Below are 22,534 nucleotides of genomic sequence, written 5' to 3'. Positions count from 1 at the left end.
ACCTCACTCATTTTTACAAGGCACTTTGTAAAATCATAACTATTGGAACAACTATTACGAATAAAACCGATGAAGAAACAACCACATTTGTAGCAAATTTCACATCACCATGATATTCGTTAGCCATAATTGGTAAAACGGCCAGTGTTGGCGTTGCCGATTGAATAATCAATGTCTTTTGGAAGACTGATGTCAATTCAAAGCCTAATGCATGTGCACCAACCAAAATTACGATTGTCATGATGATTGGAGAAATAACGAACCTCCCAATCAAAGTTAAGGAGATATGCCGATCGAATTTCATGTTCTTTAATCCGAATTGCTGTAACATAATTCCAATATAAATCAGCGATAATGGTGTTACAAGAGCACCCATATTAGGGACAAATGTATTACTTAAAAATGTCAGGTTCATATAGAAATGTTTCAATGGTTCAATATAGATAAATGGCAGTGCAGCAATAAATCCATACAAAGGAACCGGCAATAAGTGAGATAAATCAAATTTTACATTGTCATTTCTGCCATTAACAGTTGGATCATCATTAGCGATAACCCATACACCGACTGTCCATATAACTATGGTATTCACAATGTAGTATACAAGTAAGTATGGAATAGCACTTGTTCCAAATAGAGCATTGTTCAAGGGCATACCAATAAATACAGTATTTGCTCCTGCAAAAGCCTGAATCATCAGTCCTCTTTTGCCTCTTGGAACACGAAATACTCTTGTTAAAAGGAATGCTATTACATAGTCAATTGCAACCGCAATAATCACATAAATAAGTCCTGCACCTAATTTACTCAAAACAGTTGGGTTAAAGTTTTCTAGCATTGAGTTGAAAATCGCCAGTGGCAAAGCAATCTTCATAATTAATTTTGACAATGAATTAGAAAAATCTTTACCGAAAAATCCAACCTTTTGTGCAAAATAACCAACAGCAATCATTAAAACAATAGCCAAAACACTTTGTATCGAAGTGAAAAAAACGCTCATGTTCTACACCTTCTTTTAAATTTAGGTGTGGTAGAATTGACCATCGCACCCAGTAATGCCTTTATATACTATTTATTCGTCTTACTGTATTTCACAACTGCATTTGCAACGGCATCAACGACACCATTATCAAATACAGCTGGCACAATATTATCTTTATTCGGTTCTTTAATCATGCCTGCCAAACCATTTGCCACACTGATCTGAAGATCCATATCAACACTTTTCACACCACTGACCAGCAAACCCTTAAACAATCCTGGAAATGCTAAAACATTATTTACTTGATTTGGCCACTGTGCCGATCCTGTTGCTGCGACAACAGCACCGCCTGAAATGGCTTCTTCTGGTAAAATCTCAGGAACTGGATTTGCAAGTGCAAACACGATTGCCTTGTCATTCATTCGTTTAACTTGGCCAACACTCAATACTTTTGCATCAGAAAGCCCAATAAATACATCTTGACCATCAATAACATCATCAAGCGTAGTTCCCTCAGTCTGTCTAATTTGGCTAACTAAACTGCGCTGATATTCGTTATATCTGTCATCGTCAGCCGTAACAACACCGTGAATGTCTACAAGCGTTAAGTTTTTTGCTCCTGCAGCAATTAGTAATTTAGCCGTAGCAACTCCCGCTGCTCCAATGCCGTTAATCAGTATCTTCATATCTTTTAATTTTTTGCCAACAACCTTAGCAGCATTAATAAGACCAGCTAAAACAACAATTGCTGTACCAGTTTGGTCATCATGATAAACAGGTATACTTAATTCCTCACGCAATCTCTTCTCAATCTCAAAAACTCTTGGAGCGGCAATATCTTCCAAATGAATTCCTGCAAATGATGTTTCCATGTTCTTCACACAACTCACAAATTCATCAACTGTACCTTGCGCAAATGCCAGCGGAATTGCATCTACTCCTGAAAAGCTCTTGTATAAGAGTGCCTTGCCCTCAATAATTGGAAGCCCAGCTGCTGGTCCAACATTCCCCAGTCCCAATACAGCAGATCCGTCAGTTATGATTGCAACTAATTTGCCGCTCATTGTATATTTATTCTTATTTTCAGGATTTGATTCAATCAGTTTAGCTAACCCAGCAACACCAGGCGTATATGCTTCACTCAGTTCATTGCGATTAACAACGCTGAACTCAGGAAGAATCCCTAATACACCCTTATGTTTTTCATGAATTGACAAGACCTTATCCATATCAACCATTTATTTTCCTCTTTTCAATTTTTTAAAAAAACACAATACGTATTAATGTAATTTCCGTTGCTTAGTGTAGATCTTATATTCTAAAATGTAAACAAAAATATTTATAAATTTAAAAAATAAACAGCAAAATCAAAACAATTTTTATATTTTTTAAAAAATGAAGTCGTTTTTTAATTAATGTAACTGTTTGCAATGTATTTTAAAAAAATGAAGTATTGTTTAATTTTTTGAAAAATTATATCATATACATTGAAGTAAAATTTTATTTATACACTACTTAAAATTCATTTATGCTAGGAGCTGATTATCTTGTCTCATGAAGAATTGCTATCAGCAATCTCAGAAGATTACTATCTTAATAAATTATCATTTGGAGAAATTTCAAAAAAATATAATATTAGCCGCTATCTCATCAATAAGTACTTAAATGATGCAATCAAAGATGGCATCGTCAAAATTGAAATTGCAACTGTTACAAAGAGAAATACCCAGCTCGAAACAATGTTAAGCGACAAATTCAAAGGCATTCACTTCTTCGTCATTTGCGATGGCTCAAATGATATTGCAACATCTAAAGAACTATCACAATCTGCTGCTGCAGTAGTAGAAAAAATGTTCAAAAACAATTGCAGTGTCGTTGGTACAAGTTGGGGAGAAGCCATATACAGCCTAGTCGACAGTCTGCATAGTTTTCCACTTGAATCAGTAAAATTTACTCAATTTATGGGGGAAAATATGAAATACAATTCAACAGCCGGCTCTATGAGAATGGTAGAGAAAATCGCATCAAAATTCTCCAGTGAGTTTCTAACCTTACCTGCACCCCTATACATTGTAAATAACAACACAAGACAGGGACTTTATGCAGAACCTTCAATAAAACATACCCTAAATGTTGCTAAAAAAATGGATGTCTTGTTAACAGGTCTAGGAACGATTCGCTCGCTGCAATCCATTCCTATCTGGAAAGAAAACATACCTCTGTTATTTCCCGGCTTAGATATGAGTAAAGTTGCAGGATTTATATATGGGCGGCCATTTGATATCGAGGGAAACATTTTGAACTCCAGTGATGATAAGGTCTTAGGAATAACAATTGAAGAAGTTCTAAACACACCAAAAAGAGTCTGCCTAGTTAGAAGCAAGTCAAAGACACGAGCGATCCTCGGAATTCTACGTGGAAAATTGATTACAGATATTGTATTAAGCGAGACCCTTGCATACCGTGTTTTAGCAGAACTTAATCTGTAATCCTTTTAACCACTTATAAATTTAATTTATTTTCTTAATTTGTATAAATTAAGTTTTACACAATCTTTCTATAAAAAAAACCTTATTTTAAAGATTTTTTTATTAAATTGGCTAAAAATCATTGACAATTTGAATATAAATGAGCAAAATCATAGTATACAAAAAAGTGTTGCCACAAAAATACTTTGTGACAACACCTCTATTGATTAAAAATAAGTATGTTTCAAAACTAAAATTGACTCTAAGACTTGATCAAATTATAAACATTATCAATCTAAGACTTATTCACAATTTACGGCTAGACTCTCTAATGATACAAATCGAAACGTCCCTTAGCAAGTACTTCTTTGACACCACCAGTAGCAAATAATGACTTATCCATAATCGCTTTCTTAACAAATGATGCTGGATAACCTTTGACTGCTGACTTACCAACCATACCGAATGCATGGGTATTTCCGATAGAAGCAACAGAGCCAAGTGATTTAAAGGTAAACTTTTCGATTTCATTGCCCCTTAATTGTGCAAGTAAATGTTTTGCAGCGTAATCACCCATTTTAAGAGCAACTTGTGCTGTTGTTGGATATGGTCGGTTGTTTTCCTTATTCATGAATGCCGAAACATCCCCAACAATATAAACATTATCAAAGTCAGGGTCTGTCAGGTTATCACTCACAATAACGCGCCCACGTCTCTGTGAGAAACCAGAAGTTTCCATCACTTTGCTGCCACTTACACCTGTTGTCCAGATGATGGTATTTGCAGAAAGTTCCTTAGTCGCACCAGTTTCTTTGTCGTCCTGATAGATAACTGTATTTGGTTTGATTTCTTTAATAGGTTTACCAGTAAGGAACTTGATACCCCAGTTCTTCAAACTAGAAATCCCATAATCAGCCAGTTTCTCATCAAACATTGGTAAAAGACGAGTAACAGCTTCAACACAATAGATTTCTATCTGATCAGCAGATACTCCAGCAATCTTAGCTAAAGATGAACGAGATTCTGTAAGTGAGCCTAAAAGTTCGATACCTGTAAAACCGGCACCACACACGACGATCTTCAGGTCATCTAGATTCTGTGTCTTACTGTAGTCTTGCATTCGTTCAACAATATGGTGGTATACCTTCTCTGCACTATCAACGTCTACCATCTCAAGTGCGTTGTCTTCAACGCCAGCAATTCCAAATGATTCTGAACGGAACCCAAGAGAAACAATTGCATAATCATAGTTAAGAACCTGTCCATTATCCAACGTGACCTTTTTTGTTTCACGATCGATTGTTTCAACCTTAGCCTGAATAAATGTTGTCACTGAAGGTTTAACAACATCAGTTATTGCATAAGTAATCTTTTCCTTTGATTGAGTACCTGCGGCAACCTCATGTAAATCAGTTGCCTCATAATGATAACTATTGCGGTCAACAAGAGTAATATGAAAATCACCCACGTTTGCTTGTAGTCGATGAAGAGCACGTAATCCAGCGTACCCTGCACCTAAAATAACTATTTCCTTCATTTCTGCATCTCCTTCTTCTTAATTATTAATGAATGGCATGTAAATCAAAAAAGTTAATGTTTGACTTACAGCTCCAATGGCGAGTATTTTGATTGCACAGCTAAACGTCTCCTTCTTGACTTGTTTGTTGAAAAAAATCATAACTTGTCTAACGATAACTGGCAATGCAACCAAGGACAGCAACATCGTCCAAGGTGCAATTTTCAAAACGGGTGCAGCCACCAGAGCAATTATAGCTACAAAGTTCATTATAACAAATAACTGTAGTGAATGTCTCTTTCCAATATAATGAACTAAGGTAAATCTTTTATTTTTTTCATCCTCCGCAAGGTCACAGATATTATTAGCCAGCATTAGATTCGAAATCCACATAGTATTAGGTAATGAAATTAACAATATTGCCCCTACGTTCACCAAACCCCACGAAAAATTCTGGTATGAATTAATGTATACACAAATTAATGTAATCATAAAACCCATTGTGGGGCCGGAAAAAACTTCTCCTAGAGGCAAGCTGGAAAGCGGCCTCGGCCCTGAGGAATAAAAAATTCCTACAAGGTAACAAATTCCCCCCATTATTAATAATGGCCAACCTGTTACATAGGACAGAAAAAGCCCAATAATCGCTGATACAGCAATCATTCCAACCATAATCCCAAAAACAAGTTTTAAAGATAGATTCTCACGCCCAATAATATTAGTTTTCTTTTTATAATCATGTTCCTCAGTTGCATTTTGAAAATCGTTGTAATTATCTAAAATATCAACGGCCATATTGAATAAAAACATTGCAATAAAAAACATAACTAGTAATCCAAGATTTAACGAATGATAGTTGAACCAGCTAAAACATGCCCCCAATAAAAATGGTAGGATACTTGCTGTTTTAGCCTTTATTTCAACTAATTCTAAGAAAACTGGAACAGTCAATTAAATCACTCCTTCTCTTTATTATAGCTAAACTGCTGATTTTGGTTTAATATAGTGTAGAACATATTATGCTCATAGTTCACCGGAAAGGAATTCAATGTTAATATGCTAGATATATGGTCTCACTATCCAAATGTTGCTCAAAAACTCAATACTGTTAGTTCCTTAATCAACGAACATCTCAGCACTGATAACCCTGATGTACAACAATTGCTTGCTGATTTATCTCAAGAACAGGGAAAAATGTTACGTCCTGGTCTGTTTTTTCTTTTTGCAGAACTTGGTGATAACCATGAACAAAATGAAGAACAACTACTTAGAGTCGCTGCTTCTTTAGAAATATTACATAAAGCTACACTCGTCCATGATGATATCATTGATGATTCTCCCTTAAGACATGGCGTAGTTACGATTCAGTCTAACTTCGGAAAAGATGTTGCCGTTTATGCAGGCGACTTGCTGTTCACAGCATTCTTTGAATTATTGATTGATACCATGAATGGCATGTCTATGATGAAAGATAATGCCACAGCGATGAAAAAACTCTTATTTGGAGAACTCAGCCAAATGCATGCTCGGTTTAATCAAAAACAGACAATTGAGAACTATGTTGAAAATGTCAAGGGAAAAACAGCTGAACTATTTCGCCTAGCATGCTTGGAGGGAGCTTACTTCGGCAAAAGCTCTCCTGAAATAACCCAAATAGCAGCCTCAATAGGTGAAAATATTGGCATCGCCTTTCAAATTTATGACGATATCTTGGATTATACTTCCTCAAGTAAAATTTTAAAAAAACCTGTGTTAGAAGATTTGGCTCAAGGTGTCTATACTTCACCACTGCTATTTGCAATTGCAAAGAAGCCCCAAGCTTTTGCTCCTTTTTTAGATAAAAAACAAAATATTTCAGTTACTGAAATCAAAAATGTAAGTAATCTAGTTCACAAGCTTGGTGGTGTGAAAGATGCAATTTTCTTTGCCCAAGGATACACAAGAAAGGCACTAGAAGACATTGATAAATTACCTCAAAATAAGATTACAGCCAGTATCAAAGAATTAACAACAAGCTTACTAAATCGTAAGTTCTAAAAAAACGCCTAGAAAGGACTGGCCCAAATGCTAAGTTTTAATCCAGTCCTTTTATTGTTCTCGTATGAACAACTTCCATAGAGTCACATTCTCCTTTTTCGCAGAGTGTGACTTTTTAGTAAGCTATTTTCTAGTAAACTAATGAACCATCGCGGGAAAAACACTCAGCTCAATAATTATCACCATTAGCCACCCTTATTTATTCAACAACATAATCACCATGGTCAATTGCTAGGAGTTTCTTGTAATGCTCGTTGGAAGATGCAAGTTCATCAGGAGATCCTTCAATTTTAAGTTTTCCATCCTCGATAAAAATCACTTTATCCATCATTGATAATCCCTGCAAATGATGCGTAATCCAAATTATCGTTTTTCCCTCTAATTGCTTCATGAATGTCTCTATCAAGTCTTGTTCAGTCAGAGGATCAAGACTGACTGTTGGCTCATCTAATATCACTATTGGGGTATTCTTCAACAGTATCCTAGCTAATGCCAACCTGTGCCGTTCTCCCCCAGAGAAACGAAGACCAGCCTCATCGACTACTGTTTCAAGTCCTTCGGGAAGGCTTGTCACAAGATTCTTCAACCCTACACGCTCTAATACCTGCCAGAGACTAGCAGTAGTTGCGTCTTCATTTCCAATTCTCAGATTATTACTGATTGTCGTATTAAAAAGATATGGAGCTTGATGGATGACACCAATATAGTCGCTGACTGATTCACCAAGATCACTCACATCTATTCCATTCAACTTCAGACTGCCTACACTTGGCTCCAAGTCTCCACGCAACAATTTAGCTAGCGTTGTCTTACCTGAACCGCTTCGTCCTAAAATTGCCAGTTTTTGTCCACTGCCAACACTGAGAGTTAAGTCATTCAAAACTTGTTTATTATCATCTGGATAATGATAACTAAGATTGTTTACTGTTAGTACAAAAGGTGCATTCAATTGCTTGATGCTTTCACTTGGCTTTCTCTCATCAGAAGATTCATTTGATAGTCCGTTTAAGCGTTTCAGCGAATCTTGATAAATATTTGTTTCTTGAGCAGCGTCATTCAACGGTGCAAATGCATCAATCAACGGAAAAATAACCAATACAAACGCTGCAATCCAATTGGCTGCGCCCCCATGATTTCCAGGAAATTGCATTCCTGACCAAAGCAACAGGGCAATCGCTATCACTCCAAACATTAATTGAACTCCAGTATTACGGTAATGATTGCTCTTTTTGATTGCTCGTGTCACATGATGAAGCTTATCTTCAATCTCCTTATGAAACTCTAAATATTCTTTCCCTCGTTGACTGAATATCCAATCAGAAACACCCAAAATATTATCCGTAAGCTCTGTATAAAGCTCATTCTTTAACATTTTCTGTTTCTCTTGCCGCGCACCATTAACGAGAATTGCCATGAGTGGGAACAAAATAACTTGTACACAAAGCAATAGCAGCATTACCAATGCAAACCACAATGAAAAGATGCCAAGAGCTATCACAATAAAAACAGTGAGTATCCACGCTATTACTGTCGGAAAAACCGTTCTTAGATACAAGTTTTGAATATGATCAATATCTTCTGATAGCAATCCTAAAATATCTCCCGTCTGATACTTATTCTTAAAAAAAACTGCATCCTTTTCCAATACTCTATATAGCTTTAAGCGTAATTCTGAAGTTAGTTTCAGTACCCAATTATGACTAGTCAGGCGCTCCAAGTACCTGAAAACAGGTCGCCCTATCCCAAAAGCTCGTGTTAATACTATTGGCACATATACTAGAAGTATATTTTCAGGATGTGCAGCGGATTTACTAATTAAAAAACCCGAATTAAACATGAGAGCACCGCCACAAAAGAAAGTCATAAAGCCTAGCGTCAGTGCAAAGAAGAGCGACTTACGATATTTACCTAAAAATGGTCTAATCCAAGTATCTTTTTTGAATAACTTAAATATCTTCATCTTATCTTCTCCTCAAAGACCGTGTTAATTCCGCAAAAGCCCCATCACTTTGTCGTAATTCATCCAAGGTTCCAGACTCAACTACTTCCCCTTTATCCATTACCAAAATCAAATCCATTTCTTTCATCCAATGTAATCTATGAGTAGCAAAGAACACCAAATGGTTCTCCATCAAAGGTAGCATTCTTTCTTTTAACTCCACTTCAGTTTCAATATCCAAGTGAGCCGTGGGTTCATCAAACAAAAGAACTTTCCGCTGTTTATCCAAAAAGGCTCGAGCCAAAGCTATTCGCTGTGCTTGTCCACCACTAAGTGCACGTGCACCCTCACCAATTTGCGTATCTAGTCCCATTGGTAATTCTGAAACCAGTTCATTCAGCCCAACAACTTCTACAGCCTGTTTAACCTGTTCCATTGTTGCTTCAGGTTGATAGAATACAACATTATCTCGCAATGTTCCCTTAAATATATAGGGGTTCTGCGGAATGTATATAAGTTGCTTCTGCCAATCTTTTTGAGCAAAAGAAGTGGTTTCTTCATCATTAAACCTAATAACTGCCTCATTTGGGTCCAAAAAACCACTTAGAATATTGATTAGCGTAGATTTACCTGAACCACTTAATCCAATAATTCCAACTTTTTTATACCCAGAAACTGCAAGATTTATTTTCTTTAATGCTGGCTTGTTTTCTGCATAAGAAAAATTCAGATTACTGAATTTCAACCGTGAAGAATTATTCCACTTATCGATAGAAAGCGGTAAAATTGTCGGTTCTAACACATCCAGAATCTTATTTATTGCACCTAACGCATTCTTTCCATTCAACGTTGCATGATAGTCACTCGAAAAATCTCTAATAGGCAGAAAATATTCTGGACTAAGAATCAGAATCGTTAACGCTGGGTAAAGAACCATGTGACCATCTATTAACCGCAATCCCAGAAAAACAGCGACAACGGCTATCGAGAGAGTTGTAAAAAAATCCAATGCAAATGTTGAGAGAATTGCAATCTTCAGTGTGTTAAGAGTTGCCTTACGGAATTTTTCACTTGTTTTGAAGATACTATTGGCATAACGCTTACTAAGGCCAAAGTATTTTAAAGTGTCGATTCCTCTGAGAGAATCAACAAAATGATTGGACAGCATCTGATATGAAGCATATTGCCTGTCAGCCCTTGATTGAGCAGCATATCCCAATACAATCATAAAAATAATAATAACAGGAAAAATACCTAGCAAAAACGCAGCCGATTCCCAATCGAAGTAAAAAATTGCTACTAGGACGACCCATGGAACAATCATCAAAGTTGTAACCTTAGCAAAAATAAGATGCAGATAATCTTCAACCTGATCAATTCCTTCAAGTGCCATTGTTGTGGTATTACCGGTACCATTACTTTGAATAACAATTGGTCCAAGATAAAAAATCTTTTTCAAAAGTTTCCCGCGTATATTGCCAGCCTGTTCAGCAGCATATTTATCCAGCAATTCCTCACGATAGAAATTAACCAGGTGTCTAATTGCATAGCACAAGAAAAATAGTAAAATCCACTTAAATTGACTAACCAACCCATTTCCACTCCACAGGTTAACTATTGCTGTCGACAAAAAGCAAGCTTGTCCAACAATTGCGACAGCTTGCATTAAAGCCAATCCAGTCAGGATTAATAATATCTTTTTTATTCCCGGCAACAACATCAGCTTTTTATCAATCATTATTTCGTCTCCAAAACCGGTGCATGTTTTACTCTTCTTCTAAAAACGTAATAAGTCCATCCAATATATGCTAAAACTAACGGCAAGAACATAATTGCTGTATATGACATAATTTTCAGCGTATATGGACTAGATGAAGAATTCGTAATCAATAGATCATACTTAGAACTAATTGAGCTAATCATCACTCTTGGGAACATACCCGTGAAAATTAGTGCTACTAGTGCTACAAAAGTTGCACCACTTGCTACAAAAGTTGTTATTTCAGCAGCTTTCATAACCGCAACATTGGCAATTACCGTTAATACAACCATCAATACGAGCAGAATCAAGGTAGTTGCAAAATGCATCTTGAAGAAATCAGTTTCAAAATACATTAAAACAGCAAATGCAACTAAGCCAATATACAAAATTCCATATAAAAATTTTGCGTAATTTTTAGCACGATCACGAATGGGACCAGTTGTCTTAAGAGCAATATAGTTTAGTCCATGTAAGTAACTAAGCAAGACCATTGCGACACCACCAACAACTGAAAATAAATTGATGTAATCGCCAAATGTAGCTGACATATTACCATCAGCATCTATTGGCATACCTTCAATCATACTAATAAACATTACACCAAAGAAAAATGGCACAATCAAACTGCCAATAGAGAGTGTCCAATTCCAAAACTGCTTCCGCTTAGCTGGAACATTCTTTCTAAATTCAAACGATACACCACGAACAATAAGTCCTGCTAGTATCATTAATAGTATCAAGTAGTACCCACTGAATAATGTGGCATACCAGAAGGGATATGAGGCAAACAATGCTCCTCCTGCTGTTATTAACCATACTTCATTGCCATCCCAAACAGGTCCAATTGTTGCTACAATCTGATCTTTTTCATTCTCATTATGCGTAAGAGATTGAACTGCCATCCCTACACCAAAATCGAAGCCCTCAAGAAAAAAGAAGCCTGAGAATAAAACTGCGATTAAAATAAACCATAGTAACTGTAATCCACTCATTATTCAAATGCCTCCTTATCAAACGGATCAATCTTAGCAGCTCTTTTTTCCTCTTCATCAAGCTTTTCTTCATAATCTGGGCCCTTTTTAAGCTCACGAACAACCAATGAAATCATTGTTGCCCCTATGCCAGTGAATAAGAGGAAATAGACAGTATTTGATATTAATAATGATGCAACTGAAACATTTGGCGAAATACTTTGTTTGATAGTAAATAAGCCATAAACAGTCCATGGATAACGTCCTAATTCTGTTACTAGCCAGCCAGTAGTATTAGCTAAGAACGGTGTGAAAGTACATAACCCTAAAATCCACAACATCCATTTCTGACGATATAAAAGCTGATTTTTCTTTCTGGTAAAGAACAAACCTAGTAGAGAAACGAGCAACATCAATGTTCCAAAACCAGCCATTATTCTAAAACTCCAAAAAAGTGTATTAACAGGTGGATAATAATTACGGTTTCCATATTCTTTAACCAATTGTTTGTTTATGGCATTCATTCCTTTAACAGAACCAGATGGCTCATCATATGCCAAAATACTCAATACATAGGGAACTTCAATACCCCAAACACGCTTATGACCATTCTCATTTGCCCATGCTACAAGTGTCCATGAAGCAGGATCACCAGAATTTTTATATAGCCCTTCAGTTGCTGCAAACTTCATTGGCTGTTCTTTTACAAGTGCCTTCATCTGAAGATCTCCAGCTGTTAAAACTGCAATTGACCCGAATAAAGCCACCAGTAAACCGATGTGCATCGATTTTTTATAAAAGTCAGGATTCCCCTCTTTTTTCTTAAGTAACTGGAATGCTGATAATCCTGTAATAATTATACCGCCGGTTACAATTGCGGCAGCAATTACATGACCAAATTCGTACCACAATTGCGGATTCTTTAAAAGTGCACTGAAACTCGTCATAACAGCATGACCATTCTTGATCGTATAGCCAGTAGGATGCTGCATAAAACTATTAGCTGCCAAAATCCACAGTGCAGATAGTGATGAAGCTAGTGTTACGATCCACATAAAAGTAACGTGTAATTTTGGACTAACCATCTTCCATGTAAAAATCCATAATCCTAAGAACGTTGACTCCATGAAGAAAGCAAGCAGTGCTTCCACCGCCAACGGTGCCCCAAAAATATCGCCAACAAACCGCGAATAAGCCGACCAATTCATTCCAAACTGGAACTCTTGAATAATACCAGTTACAACCCCAACTGCGAAACTCAATAGGAAAATATTACCCCAAAATTTCGTCATTTTAAGATATTCGTCTTTTTTTGTAATAACATACATTGTTTCCATAATTGCAACTACTAATCCCGTTCCAATTGAAAAAGGAACAAAGAAGTAATGATAAATTGTTGTCATCGCAAATTGAAACCGTCCAAGTGCAACAATGCTCATACGAAACCCCTCCTTTTTGCTTTTTTAAAGCCCCTATATTCCTCACATGCCATTAACCTATGTAAGAACATTAAACACACCCACCTAAAAATATACTACTATAACAAGTAAAATCAATTATTAGACCATAAAATATTGTGAAAAACCTATTTTTTTATTCAATTTTAATATTACCTTTTCTATTTACATAATTTGCCCAACTACTTTTATTTTTCCTACCACAATAATTATCATTTTTTTCGATACTACCCCTTTCAATGGCAAATTATGCTTTTCTCTTTATTATTACAATAAATTATAGTAGCTTTGAAGGAAGTGAGGAGGATAGGTACTACTTTCGTTATGAACAATTCCAAATAGCCAGCAGAAAATGCCTTTGATATGTATCTAACGATGCACAAAACTTATTCTGCTGAGAAACTTATTATTTAGTAGGTAAAGTTGAAAAGATCTCATACTTAGGAGATGTAAATTATGAAGATATTAATTTGTGTAGAAAATCTAGTAATGGATGGACTCAAACGAGTCTCAACAGTTATTGGCAACGAACTCGCCAAAAAAATAGAAGTAAATTATTATTCCCTTTCAGATAGTGCTTCTTTCTTTAAGCTCACTGCTCCGCTGATTACATCAAAATATCCTGTAAATACTGGAAAGAGCTTCAGGGGCAAAGAACCACTCATTAATTACCAAGATCAAATAACGGACTTGATTAGGGTGTTGAAAGTTGGCAAATATGATGCAGTTATTTTAACTGCTGGCTTACTGACTAGTTTTATTCCGAAAATTAAAAATCAACTCCCTAATATGCATTGTGTTGCTTGGATGCATAATAGCTATGAGACTTATATGAACAATTACTATCAATTCATGAAAGCAGAATTCACAGCTGGGTTAACTGCCGCTGATAGGGTAGTTGTTTTGACAAGTCATGATTTGAAAGGGTTTTCAAATCATCAAACTAAGTCTGTACTATTATACAATCCGCTTACTATTAATGTTAATCAACTCTCTAACCTGAATAATCCCGTTATTAGTATGGTATCTAGAATTGATACGCAGCAGAAAGGCTTGGATTTATTGCTCAGCGCGGCTAACCAGCTTCAAGATGGTTGGACTATCAAATTAGCTGGTGATGGGCCAGACTTTAATGATTTACAAAAAGAGATTAAGCGACTAGGCCTGGAGTCCAAACTGCAGCTTCTAGGAACACTAGCAGATCAACAATTACAAGAACACTATCGGACCTCCTCAATCTTTCTTATGACCTCACGTTGGGAAGGGATGCCACTGGTGATTGGTGAGGCCATGAACTTTGGCCTGCCCATCATTTCAATGTATAACACAGGTGCTTACGAGTATTTATTAGATAATAAGTTTGGTATTATCACTGATGACCACCTCGTCGCTGACCTGGTTGAAAAACTTAATCGTCTCACACAAAGTAAGAAAGCACGTGCATATTGGGCAGATAAGTCCTTGAAAAGATCTCAAAGTTTTTTACTTCAAAATATTGCTGCGCAGTGGAAAGTAATGTTAGAAACAATCTGACTAGTAAATTTTTAATAATAGGATTCTTGAAGTTACTGGTGTGATCATCAATATTTTTGACATCAGATCAAAATAGGGACCAGATCAAGAATTAAAACTTGATCTGGTCCCTATCGGTTTCTTGTAAACTATTGTTTATTTTTCAAAACTTATTCCTACTCAACAGTTACACTCTTAGCAAGATTACGTGGTTTATCAACATCGTAGCCGCGTTGAAGACTTGTGTAATAAGCCAATAACTGACAAGGTACAATAGCCAACAACGGAGTTAACAACGAATGTACATCAGGCAAAATAATTTGATCACCGTCTTCTGCCAGATTACGACTTACGATATTTATAACGTTCGCACCTCGGGCTAAAACTTCTTGCGTATTGCTCCTAGTATGCTTTGCAGTCTTCGCACAAGTAATGATTGCAATTACAGGCGTTCCTTCTTCAATTAACGCGATCGTTCCATGTTTCAATTCACCTGAAGCAAATCCCTCAGTCTGCACATAAGATACTTCTTTTAGCTTCAGTGCAGCTTCTTGTGCAACATCATAGTCGATTGCCCTGCCAATATAGAACGCATTACGTGTTGTCGCAAGGGCATTTGCTGCAATTTGTTCATATTGTCCCTTTTCATCAACAAGTTCCTGCATCCCATTCGCAACAGTTGTAAGCTCACGTGCAACATTAAATGAAGTTGCAGCTGAGACATCTTTTTCTTCGCCAAGTCTCTTTGCGAGAATTGCTTCAAGTGCAATCTGTCCAGTGTATGCCTTAGTAGAAGCAACTGCTATCTCAGGTCCTGCGTACAACAACAGTGTAAATGTTGCCTCACGTGATAATGTCGAGTTCTCAACATTTGTAATTGTTAAACTTTCGTAACCCCATTTGTTGACTTGTGCCAAAACTTGGCGGCTATCTGCAGTCTCTCCACTTTGTGTCAAAAAAATAAAGAAAGGCTTCTCAGACAGTATTGGTGGATTATAACCAAACTCTGAGGCAACATGAACTTCTGTTGGTACCTTTGCCAATCCTTCAAAAATTTCTTTACCAACAAGTCCTGCGTGGTAACTAGTTCCAGCTGCTACTATATACAAACGATCAGCTTTTTTCATACTATCCAAGAGTGCATCATCAATTATTACTGACCCATCATCTGTCGTATAGTGCTTAATTAACGAGCGCATTACTGTAGGCTGTTCATCAATCTCTTTCAACATATAGTAAGGATATGCACCCTTTTCAGCTTCAGAAGCATCTGTATCCACGTGGAATGGTTTCCGATTAATGATATTTCCCTGTGCATCTTCAATTGTCACACTTTGTGGTTTGACAATCACAATTTCACCATCAACAAGCTCAATAAAATCATGTGTCTGATCAAGCATTGCAATTGCATCACTACATACAACATTAAAGCCTTTGCCTACCCCTATTAGAAGTGGACTCTTATTCTTTGCAACGTACAATGTTTCTGGCTCCCGATTATCCATCAATAAGAACGAATACGAAGAGCTTTCATCTATTAGTGAGATAACCTTTTTAAAAGCTTCTTTAGTTGCAAGATTCTCTTCTTTTGCGAATTTCGCAATCAATTGCACGATTACTTCTGTATCCGTATCGCTAGCAAATTTAACATCTTGCAGATAAGTTGCTTTTAATTCAGCAAAGTTCCCGATTACACCGTTATGTACCAAAAAAAAGCGTCCGTCTGCTGAAACATGTGGATGTGCATTTTCCTTACTAGGTACTCCATGCGTCGCCCATCTTGTATGACCAATTCCGCTTGAGCCGTGAACATCTTCCCCAATTTCCTTACGTAAATCGTCAATACGTCCCTTTTCCTTAACAAGATACTCTTTGCCATCTTGCGAGTTCACATATATGCCTGCAGAATCGTAACCTCGATACTCCAAACGTTGTAGTCCGTTCAATAAAATGTCAACCGCATTTTCGTTACCTGTAATACCTACTATTCCACACATACCAAAACCAGCCTTCCTAACCATTTTATAATTAATTATTAATTTTTTAAAATTGGTCTATATCAAATTTTATTTATTAATAGCTTGAATACGTCTAATATAATACCTATTAATACGGTTGTCAAACACTTATTCAAATATTGGTATATGAGTATATATAATAAAAGAATTAATATATACCAAAAAGACACGCAGCTCAGATAATCTCTCAGCCACGTGTCTTTTTTTAATTGGATTTAGTTATTTATTATCAAGTGCTTTCTTATAAGAAGTAACAATCTGTGTTACTAATTCACGATCCTTCAATCCTGTCGTCTGTTCTACAACATCCTCGATTGGTTTATCAGCAATTAGCTTCTTCAATTCTTGACTTTCAGTATCATTAGGTTCGTCAAAAGTGTAGATCATCCCAACTGTTTCTAACAGTGCTTCATATGATAGACCTCTATCTTTTGCTTCACGAATTGGTCGAATGAATCTTTCATCATACCCTAATTTGCGAATTGGAGTTCTTCCGACCCGTGCAATATCATCAGATAAATATTTATTCTCAAATCTGCCGATTATCTTTCGTTGATAGGCTTCATGACTCTCACGATCAAAGTTCCATTTTGTAATCAACAAATCCCCTGTCTCTTTCAAAACTCGCTTTAATTGCTCAAGAACTTGTTCATCAACTATCGCTGAACCAATATCTGAGTATCCTTTATATTTACCAGTATATGCAACTGTTGCATGTCCGGTATTTACAGAGAATAATTTTCTCTCAATATATGGTTCCAAATTGGGAGCATACTCTACACTTTTTAATTTTATTTCAGGTGCCTTCATCTGATGCTCATCAACAACCCATTCTTTAAATGGCTCAACTGATACAAACAATGGATCTTCATGTTTTTGTAGTGGAACAATCCGATCAACTGCAGCATTCGGGAATCCAACTGCCTCATCAGCATACTTCTGATCTTCGTCAGCTAAGTGCGTGTATACTTCCTTCTTCAGATTTTGACTTCCACCAATCATATTCTCGCAGGCAATCACATCAATTTTATTCTTGTTGCCCGCGGCCTTTCTAGCAACAATCCCATCCGCTATTAATGGTGCAATGAACTTTAGAATCTTTGGTCCAATCGCTGTTGTTACAATATCTGCATCCGCAATTGCTTGAACAACCTTTTCCGGATTTTTAGCGTTGTTAATGCCCCTGACATTAGTTACTGTAATCTCTTTTTGGGATTCATCAGCTAACTGGATTGTATAGCTTTTCTTCTCATTCAATGCATCGATTATTGTTTCATTAACATCGACGAATTCAATTTCAAATCCATTGGCTGCAAGTGTTTCACCAATAAATCCACGACCAATATTACCTGCTCCAAAATGTACTGCTTTCATTATTTATCGACCTCTTTCAACAAGTTTATAATTTCTTGTTCCGATTGCGCATCCGCAAGCTTTACAACATTATTAACATCGCTACAAAAAAGTGCTATCTGTGACAACAAGTTTAGATGTTCTCCATTTAGGCCTGCTATCCCAAAAACTACAGTTACAACATTCTCATTCTGACTATCTTCCGAAAAATCAACTCCCATTGGAATTTGGATAACTGAAATTCCAGTCTTCTTGATAAATTTCTTACCTTCTTCGGTTCCATGGGGGATTGCGATAAAGTTCCCCATGTATGTCGAAACATCTGCATTTCTAGCAATCATAGACTCTACATATTCAGGCTCAACATCTCCACTATCCACAAGTAGTTTTCCTGCAAGGCGAATAGCTTCTTCCTTGGTTGCTACATGCTGATTAAGCTTGATCATCTCTTTCTCTAAGTCCATCTTCATCATCACTTTCCTTTTATTTCAATTTGTTCCAAAAATTGCGTGGCTATCAGATCGCGAACTTGTTCCTGATTACCTTTTTCAAAAATACCTGTAGTAAAATTACTCATTACGATTGCTCCACTGACCGTTCCCATTAAAATATTCTGAAAATCTGTCATCGGAGTCGGACCCAGCATCAAAAGGATTCTGCTTACTTTGATTGGAGCCTGATCCATCGCCAACATGTCAATTGGCTCTGTAAGGTCATAAATGTTAAAGAAAGGTCTCTTCACATTAGAATTTGTAGCATGGACCAATGCCATCGTTGCTCGCGGAATTCCAACTGGAGCTAGTCGTATTCTTTTTAAAAGTTCTGCTTTTACTTCTTGCTTTTCACTTGTAACTTTCTCCGAAATTACTTGAAGTATTAAGTCCAATGTGCTCCCTAAATCACCTGTACTATTAATTTTAGAGACTTCGACTGAATCCACGAACTTGTTTGCCTCATTTACTTCTTGGGCTATTAGCGCCAATTTTTCCTGTCCCTTATCATATACAGCGTCTGCCACTTTTTTGTTTTGCTCTTCCACATACTCACGGCGCCCACCAAGTTTTCTGATCAAAGCCTTAACCTGTTGCACCTCTTCATCTAGAAGAAGCGGACTAACCACTAAGTAATTCCAGCTAAAGCCAGGAAGACTCACCGTTGACAAGATTAAATCATACTGTCCAAGATCAACTTTATTAAGCTCTGAGACTTTTGCTATTTTCACAGTATGAATCTCAGCTATTTCTCTTTGCAGCCGACTCTTTAAAATACTTGCTGTCCCGATTCCATTGGGACACACAATTAATGTCTTCATTTTTTGTATTTTGGAATCACTGGTATAACTATTTGCAAAATACAATAGTATCAATTGTTCTTCCATCGGTGTAAAAGTAAATTCGGGAAAGGTTTTGCTCAAAGCACCTTGAATTGCCTTGTAGAGTTCTTGATATTGCTGACTTACATTTTCAAGTGTTTCAATCCTTGTATTAGGTAACTTGAGTGTATTACTTTTCAGCAATAAGGTAATATGCTTGCTAAGCCTATCAAATAAGTCCCGATCACGACCAAAGTTCCAACCAAATGCATCCGAGACCCACTTGATCAATTCCTTGACATCGTATGATATCTGTAAATCATAATCATTTGACCAACTCTCGTTTGAAAAGTGATAATCAAGACCCTTCAGTTGAACTGCCAAAAAGTCAATTTCTCCAGAAGTTATTTTTTCCTTTATCTCACTTCCGAACTTATCCAATATTGTCAAAACTTTCTGACGATATTTGAAAATACCTTTTTGTTTCGCCGCAGAATAGCTCTTAATTACCGCTGTCTTCATTCGCAATATCGATATTGCAACCAACAACACCCACTGTACTTCTTGTACATCTGATTTTGTATTATGCTCTATCATCGTTTCTTTAAGAGCTGTAACACATTCGAATAAGATCTCTCTTGGTAGTAAATTCAGAAAGAAACTCTTAGCTGGCTTCTCATCAGTTGAGTTCAAATAGTCAAAAAACTCGTATTCGTTGATTTCACTTGTGAGAATTCCACACAATATCAACCGCTTTTGTACTTCTTCACCTGTGATTTGAACACCAACAGACTTTTTTGCGTCGACTTCTATTCCGTATTCATCCAAGGCCTTTGCAATACTCTTCAAATCTCTTTGAATAGTATTTTCGCTAACTCCTAATGTAATGGCTAAAGAAAATATTTTAATTGGTTCGGTACCAAGTAAAAGCATGCATACAACTGCTGCTTGTCTCTGACTACTTGATAACGTAACCTCTGCCGCTTGATTATTCAGTTCAGTCATTAATTTTTTTCGATTTTCGTCTGATCCATTCAGCCAGTAGCGACCATCATTACTTTCAATCCTTAAGCCATGCTGCAAAAGATACAATTTTAATTCTGAGAATTCACGGTATACCGTCCTTCTGCTAATCACCAATGAATCTTCAATTGCAGCCATTGAAACACCCTCATCGTGTTTGCACAGCTTTTGTAGAATCTTTTTCTGGCGTTCTGACAACAAAATCAAGCTACATCATCCTTTTTAATTTAAATGTGCTACAACCGAATCATATTCGTCAGCTTCAAGCAGATTAGATACACTCAAGATCTGAACGTTTGTATATCTCAATTTGAGGTTCTTTTCTGCTTCCTTTGTCACAATAACCAATCTATCTTTACTATCTTCCAATTCATCTATTCCAATATTCTTGACCGGTATCTTTCTACCAGCTTTCTTCAAACGATCCTTGAACATTGATGCTGCCATTGTAGCAGAACCAACTTGTTGATCATGATGAATAAAATCTACTTCTTTGAGTACTTTAAAATCTATATTTTGTATTCCCATTTCAGCAGTCGTACTTTCGTCAGAAATGTCTTTTTTCTCTTCACTTGGAGCAATTTGATTCAATGCTTTCAAGTTAAGGACTACTTCATCATACTTAGGACTGCTCAGGAAGTTATCAACTGAAATATGCATTGCCCCTGGTGTCTTTTGTAATGCTCTTTCAGCCAGTTCCTCTTGCGTAATAACAAGCAGCCCATCTTCATCTTTCAAACGACTAATTGCAGTATTGGTAACAGGGATATCTGTAATACCAGCTTTTTTAACTTTATCTCTTAATAAGGAAGCTCCCATTGCAGAAGAACCCATCCCAGCATCACATGCAAAAATAATCTTCTTAACATCTTCATATTCTTTAACTTGTTCTGTAGCACTTTGACCAGTTACAGCAGTTGCAGTACCACCTTTTGACTCAGCCTTCATTGCATCCATCTGTCGTTGACGTGCTCCAAGGTCGTCCTCATCTGTCATTGACTTATCAGATTTCAAGATTATCGATGCAACCACAAAAGACACAATAGCTGCGACCAGAACCCCCGTCAAAATCTTTAAATAATTACCCTTTGGTGTCATCAATAAAATTGCGATGATCGAACCAGGAGATGCAGCTGCCTTTAATCCTGTACCTAAAAGTTGGAAAGTGAATGTTCCACTTACACCACCTGCAATAGCTGCAAAAACCAATGCTGGCTTCATCAGAATGTATGGGAAGTAAATCTCATGAATTCCTCCAAAGAACTGAATTATAGCAGCTCCTGGTGCAGAAGCCTTTGCTGTTCCCTTGCCAAAAATAATAAATGCTAACAGGATACCAATCCCGGGCCCTGGATTAGACTCCAGAAGGAACAACACTGATTTGCCTGATTGAGAAGCTTGTTGAATACCCAAAGGTACTAAAATTCCATTCCCAATCGCATTATTCAAGAACAATATTTTCGCAGGTTCGATGAAAATATTTGCAAGAGGCAACATGTGAATAGAAATAATCCAATCCACACCCTTACTCATGAAATTACTTCCGGCAGTTACAAGTGGATTAACTACAAAAACTCCAAAAATTGCTAATAACATTCCTAAAATTCCACTTGAGAAATTATTATAGATCATCTCAAAACCGGACTTAATTTTATCTTGAAACAATTGGTCGAACTTTTTAATACTCCAACCAGCAAGTGGCCCCATGATCATTGCTCCTAAGAACATTGGAACACTTGAACCAACAATCACACCCATTACTGCGATTGCACCTACAACTGCCCCACGCTCTTCGTAGACCATTCTACCACCAACATAAGCAATTAAAAGCGGAATCATATAATTAAGCATTGGATCAATTAACGTTGCTATCTGCTTATTTGGAATCCACCCAGCCGCCATAAATATAGCAGTAATTAAACCCCAAGCAATAATTGCCGCTATATTAGGCATGATCATTCCGCTAAGACTGGTACCTAGTTTCTGGATTTTAGCCTTAAGCGAATTTTTTGATTTCTTCATTTCCATTAAAAATCCCTCCTTTTTACATCTCCTATTTTACATTTCTTATGCAAGCGTTTTCAATACAAAGTAAATGCCATTAAGTCACAAAATTGTGTGTCATACTAAGTTAATAATTTCACATGCATATTATTTACCTTTTTTTCCACAAAAAAGGGGGCT

The 22,534-nt window shown here is 36.7% G+C and carries 16 protein-coding genes; 3 read left to right on the top strand and 13 right to left on the bottom strand.

The features are described 5' to 3' along the window. Positions 1-13: 13 nt before the first annotated feature. Both GSM_RS07855 and GSM_RS07850 read right to left on the bottom strand, forming a co-directional pair. Positions 14-1,000, bottom strand: a complete 987-nt coding sequence (locus GSM_RS07855) for an AEC family transporter (protein WP_003690939.1) — start codon at positions 998-1,000, stop codon at positions 14-16. Between the two features lie 68 nt (positions 1,001-1,068). After that, positions 1,069-2,220 (bottom strand): NAD(P)-dependent malic enzyme, encoded by a 1,152-nt coding sequence (locus GSM_RS07850; protein ID WP_003690941.1) that lies wholly within the window; start codon positions 2,218-2,220, stop codon positions 1,069-1,071. A gap of 309 nt (positions 2,221-2,529) precedes the next feature. Between GSM_RS07850 and GSM_RS07845 the strand changes: the two genes are divergently transcribed. Next, positions 2,530-3,471, top strand: a complete 942-nt coding sequence (locus tag GSM_RS07845; RefSeq protein WP_003690943.1) for a sugar-binding transcriptional regulator — start codon at positions 2,530-2,532, stop codon at positions 3,469-3,471. Positions 3,472-3,778: 307 nt separating this feature from the next. On the opposite strand, the gene GSM_RS07840 is transcribed toward GSM_RS07845, so the two are convergent. Together GSM_RS07840 and GSM_RS07835 are read right to left on the bottom strand one after the other, a co-directional pair. Continuing rightward, a complete protein-coding gene (locus GSM_RS07840) occupies positions 3,779-4,987 on the bottom strand; it encodes an NAD(P)/FAD-dependent oxidoreductase (protein WP_003690945.1) in 1,209 nt (402 codons plus the stop codon). An 18-nt stretch (positions 4,988-5,005) separates the two neighbouring features. Continuing rightward, positions 5,006-5,917, bottom strand: coding sequence for a prenyltransferase (locus tag GSM_RS07835; RefSeq protein ID WP_003690947.1), 912 nt, complete (start codon positions 5,915-5,917; stop codon positions 5,006-5,008). Positions 5,918-6,022: 105 nt separating this feature from the next. Between GSM_RS07835 and GSM_RS07830 the strand changes: the two genes are divergently transcribed. Continuing rightward, positions 6,023-7,003 (top strand): polyprenyl synthetase family protein, encoded by a 981-nt coding sequence (locus tag GSM_RS07830; protein WP_003690949.1) that lies wholly within the window; start codon positions 6,023-6,025, stop codon positions 7,001-7,003. A gap of 199 nt (positions 7,004-7,202) precedes the next feature. Here GSM_RS07830 and cydC read toward each other — a convergent pair whose 3' ends face one another. Genes cydC through GSM_RS07810 form a run of 4 tightly spaced genes read right to left on the bottom strand, consistent with a single transcriptional unit; the run spans position 7,203 to position 13,114 of the window. Then, positions 7,203-8,963 (bottom strand): thiol reductant ABC exporter subunit CydC, encoded by a 1,761-nt coding sequence (cydC, locus tag GSM_RS07825; RefSeq protein WP_003690951.1) that lies wholly within the window; start codon positions 8,961-8,963, stop codon positions 7,203-7,205. Position 8,964: 1 nt separating this feature from the next. Beyond that, positions 8,965-10,680 (bottom strand): thiol reductant ABC exporter subunit CydD, encoded by a 1,716-nt coding sequence (gene cydD / locus GSM_RS07820; RefSeq protein WP_003690953.1) that lies wholly within the window; start codon positions 10,678-10,680, stop codon positions 8,965-8,967. Continuing rightward, positions 10,680-11,696 (bottom strand): cytochrome d ubiquinol oxidase subunit II, encoded by a 1,017-nt coding sequence (cydB, locus tag GSM_RS07815; protein WP_003690954.1) that lies wholly within the window; start codon positions 11,694-11,696, stop codon positions 10,680-10,682. The genes cydD and cydB overlap by 1 nt, the downstream gene beginning before the upstream one ends. Further along, positions 11,696-13,114: a cytochrome ubiquinol oxidase subunit I gene (locus tag GSM_RS07810; protein WP_003690956.1), complete on the bottom strand. Its 1,419-nt coding sequence runs from the start codon at positions 13,112-13,114 to the stop codon at positions 11,696-11,698. The genes cydB and GSM_RS07810 overlap by 1 nt, the downstream gene beginning before the upstream one ends. A gap of 474 nt (positions 13,115-13,588) precedes the next feature. Here GSM_RS07810 and GSM_RS07805 point away from each other — a divergent pair, with 474 nt between their 5' ends. Then, on the top strand, positions 13,589-14,665 hold the full coding sequence (locus GSM_RS07805) for a glycosyltransferase (RefSeq protein WP_003690958.1): 1,077 nt from the start codon (positions 13,589-13,591) through the stop codon (positions 14,663-14,665). Positions 14,666-14,820: 155 nt separating this feature from the next. On the opposite strand, the gene glmS is transcribed toward GSM_RS07805, so the two are convergent. The 5 genes from glmS to GSM_RS07780 form a co-directional block, all read right to left on the bottom strand. After that, on the bottom strand, positions 14,821-16,641 hold the full coding sequence (glmS, locus tag GSM_RS07800) for a glutamine--fructose-6-phosphate transaminase (isomerizing) (protein ID WP_003690959.1): 1,821 nt from the start codon (positions 16,639-16,641) through the stop codon (positions 14,821-14,823). A 240-nt stretch (positions 16,642-16,881) separates the two neighbouring features. Next, positions 16,882-18,036, bottom strand: a complete 1,155-nt coding sequence (locus tag GSM_RS07795) for a mannitol-1-phosphate 5-dehydrogenase (RefSeq protein ID WP_003690961.1) — start codon at positions 18,034-18,036, stop codon at positions 16,882-16,884. Further along, positions 18,036-18,479: a PTS mannitol transporter subunit IIA gene (locus GSM_RS07790; RefSeq protein ID WP_003690965.1), complete on the bottom strand. Its 444-nt coding sequence runs from the start codon at positions 18,477-18,479 to the stop codon at positions 18,036-18,038. Before GSM_RS07790 ends, GSM_RS07795 begins: the two co-directional genes overlap by 1 nt. Positions 18,480-18,487: 8 nt before the next feature. Continuing rightward, the gene (locus GSM_RS07785; protein ID WP_003690966.1) at positions 18,488-20,557 is read right to left on the bottom strand and encodes a BglG family transcription antiterminator; all 2,070 of its coding nucleotides are present in this window, start codon (positions 20,555-20,557) and stop codon (positions 18,488-18,490) included. Positions 20,558-20,572: 15 nt separating this feature from the next. Next, positions 20,573-22,378, bottom strand: a complete 1,806-nt coding sequence (locus GSM_RS07780) for a PTS mannitol transporter subunit IIBC (RefSeq protein ID WP_010078067.1) — start codon at positions 22,376-22,378, stop codon at positions 20,573-20,575. Between the last annotated feature and the right edge of the window lie 156 nt (positions 22,379-22,534).

Origin of the sequence: Liquorilactobacillus mali KCTC 3596 = DSM 20444 (assembly GCF_000260415.1) — a bacterium.
GTDB lineage: Bacteria > Bacillota > Bacilli > Lactobacillales > Lactobacillaceae > Liquorilactobacillus > Liquorilactobacillus mali.
This window is presented reverse-complemented; position numbering and strand designations above follow the sequence as displayed.

What these genes read in the sequence shown, in the direction of transcription:
- GSM_RS07855 (WP_003690939.1), bottom strand. Translation starts at nt 1,000, where the DNA reads ATGAGCGTTTTTTTCACTTCGATACAAAGTGTTTTGGCTATTGTTTTA.
- GSM_RS07850 (WP_003690941.1), bottom strand. Translation starts at nt 2,220, where the DNA reads ATGGTTGATATGGATAAGGTCTTGTCAATTCATGAAAAACATAAGGGT.
- GSM_RS07840 (WP_003690945.1), bottom strand. Translation starts at nt 4,987, where the DNA reads ATGAAGGAAATAGTTATTTTAGGTGCAGGGTACGCTGGATTACGTGCT.
- GSM_RS07830 (WP_003690949.1), top strand. Translation starts at nt 6,023, where the DNA reads ATGCTAGATATATGGTCTCACTATCCAAATGTTGCTCAAAAACTCAAT.
- cydC (WP_003690951.1), bottom strand. Translation starts at nt 8,963, where the DNA reads ATGAAGATATTTAAGTTATTCAAAAAAGATACTTGGATTAGACCATTT.
- cydD (WP_003690953.1), bottom strand. Translation starts at nt 10,680, where the DNA reads ATGATTGATAAAAAGCTGATGTTGTTGCCGGGAATAAAAAAGATATTA.
- cydB (WP_003690954.1), bottom strand. Translation starts at nt 11,696, where the DNA reads ATGAGTGGATTACAGTTACTATGGTTTATTTTAATCGCAGTTTTATTC.
- GSM_RS07810 (WP_003690956.1), bottom strand. Translation starts at nt 13,114, where the DNA reads ATGAGCATTGTTGCACTTGGACGGTTTCAATTTGCGATGACAACAATT.
- GSM_RS07805 (WP_003690958.1), top strand. Translation starts at nt 13,589, where the DNA reads ATGAAGATATTAATTTGTGTAGAAAATCTAGTAATGGATGGACTCAAA.
- glmS (WP_003690959.1), bottom strand. Translation starts at nt 16,641, where the DNA reads ATGTGTGGAATAGTAGGTATTACAGGTAACGAAAATGCGGTTGACATT.
- GSM_RS07795 (WP_003690961.1), bottom strand. Translation starts at nt 18,036, where the DNA reads ATGAAAGCAGTACATTTTGGAGCAGGTAATATTGGTCGTGGATTTATT.
- GSM_RS07790 (WP_003690965.1), bottom strand. Translation starts at nt 18,479, where the DNA reads ATGGACTTAGAGAAAGAGATGATCAAGCTTAATCAGCATGTAGCAACC.
- GSM_RS07780 (WP_010078067.1), bottom strand. Translation starts at nt 22,378, where the DNA reads ATGGAAATGAAGAAATCAAAAAATTCGCTTAAGGCTAAAATCCAGAAA.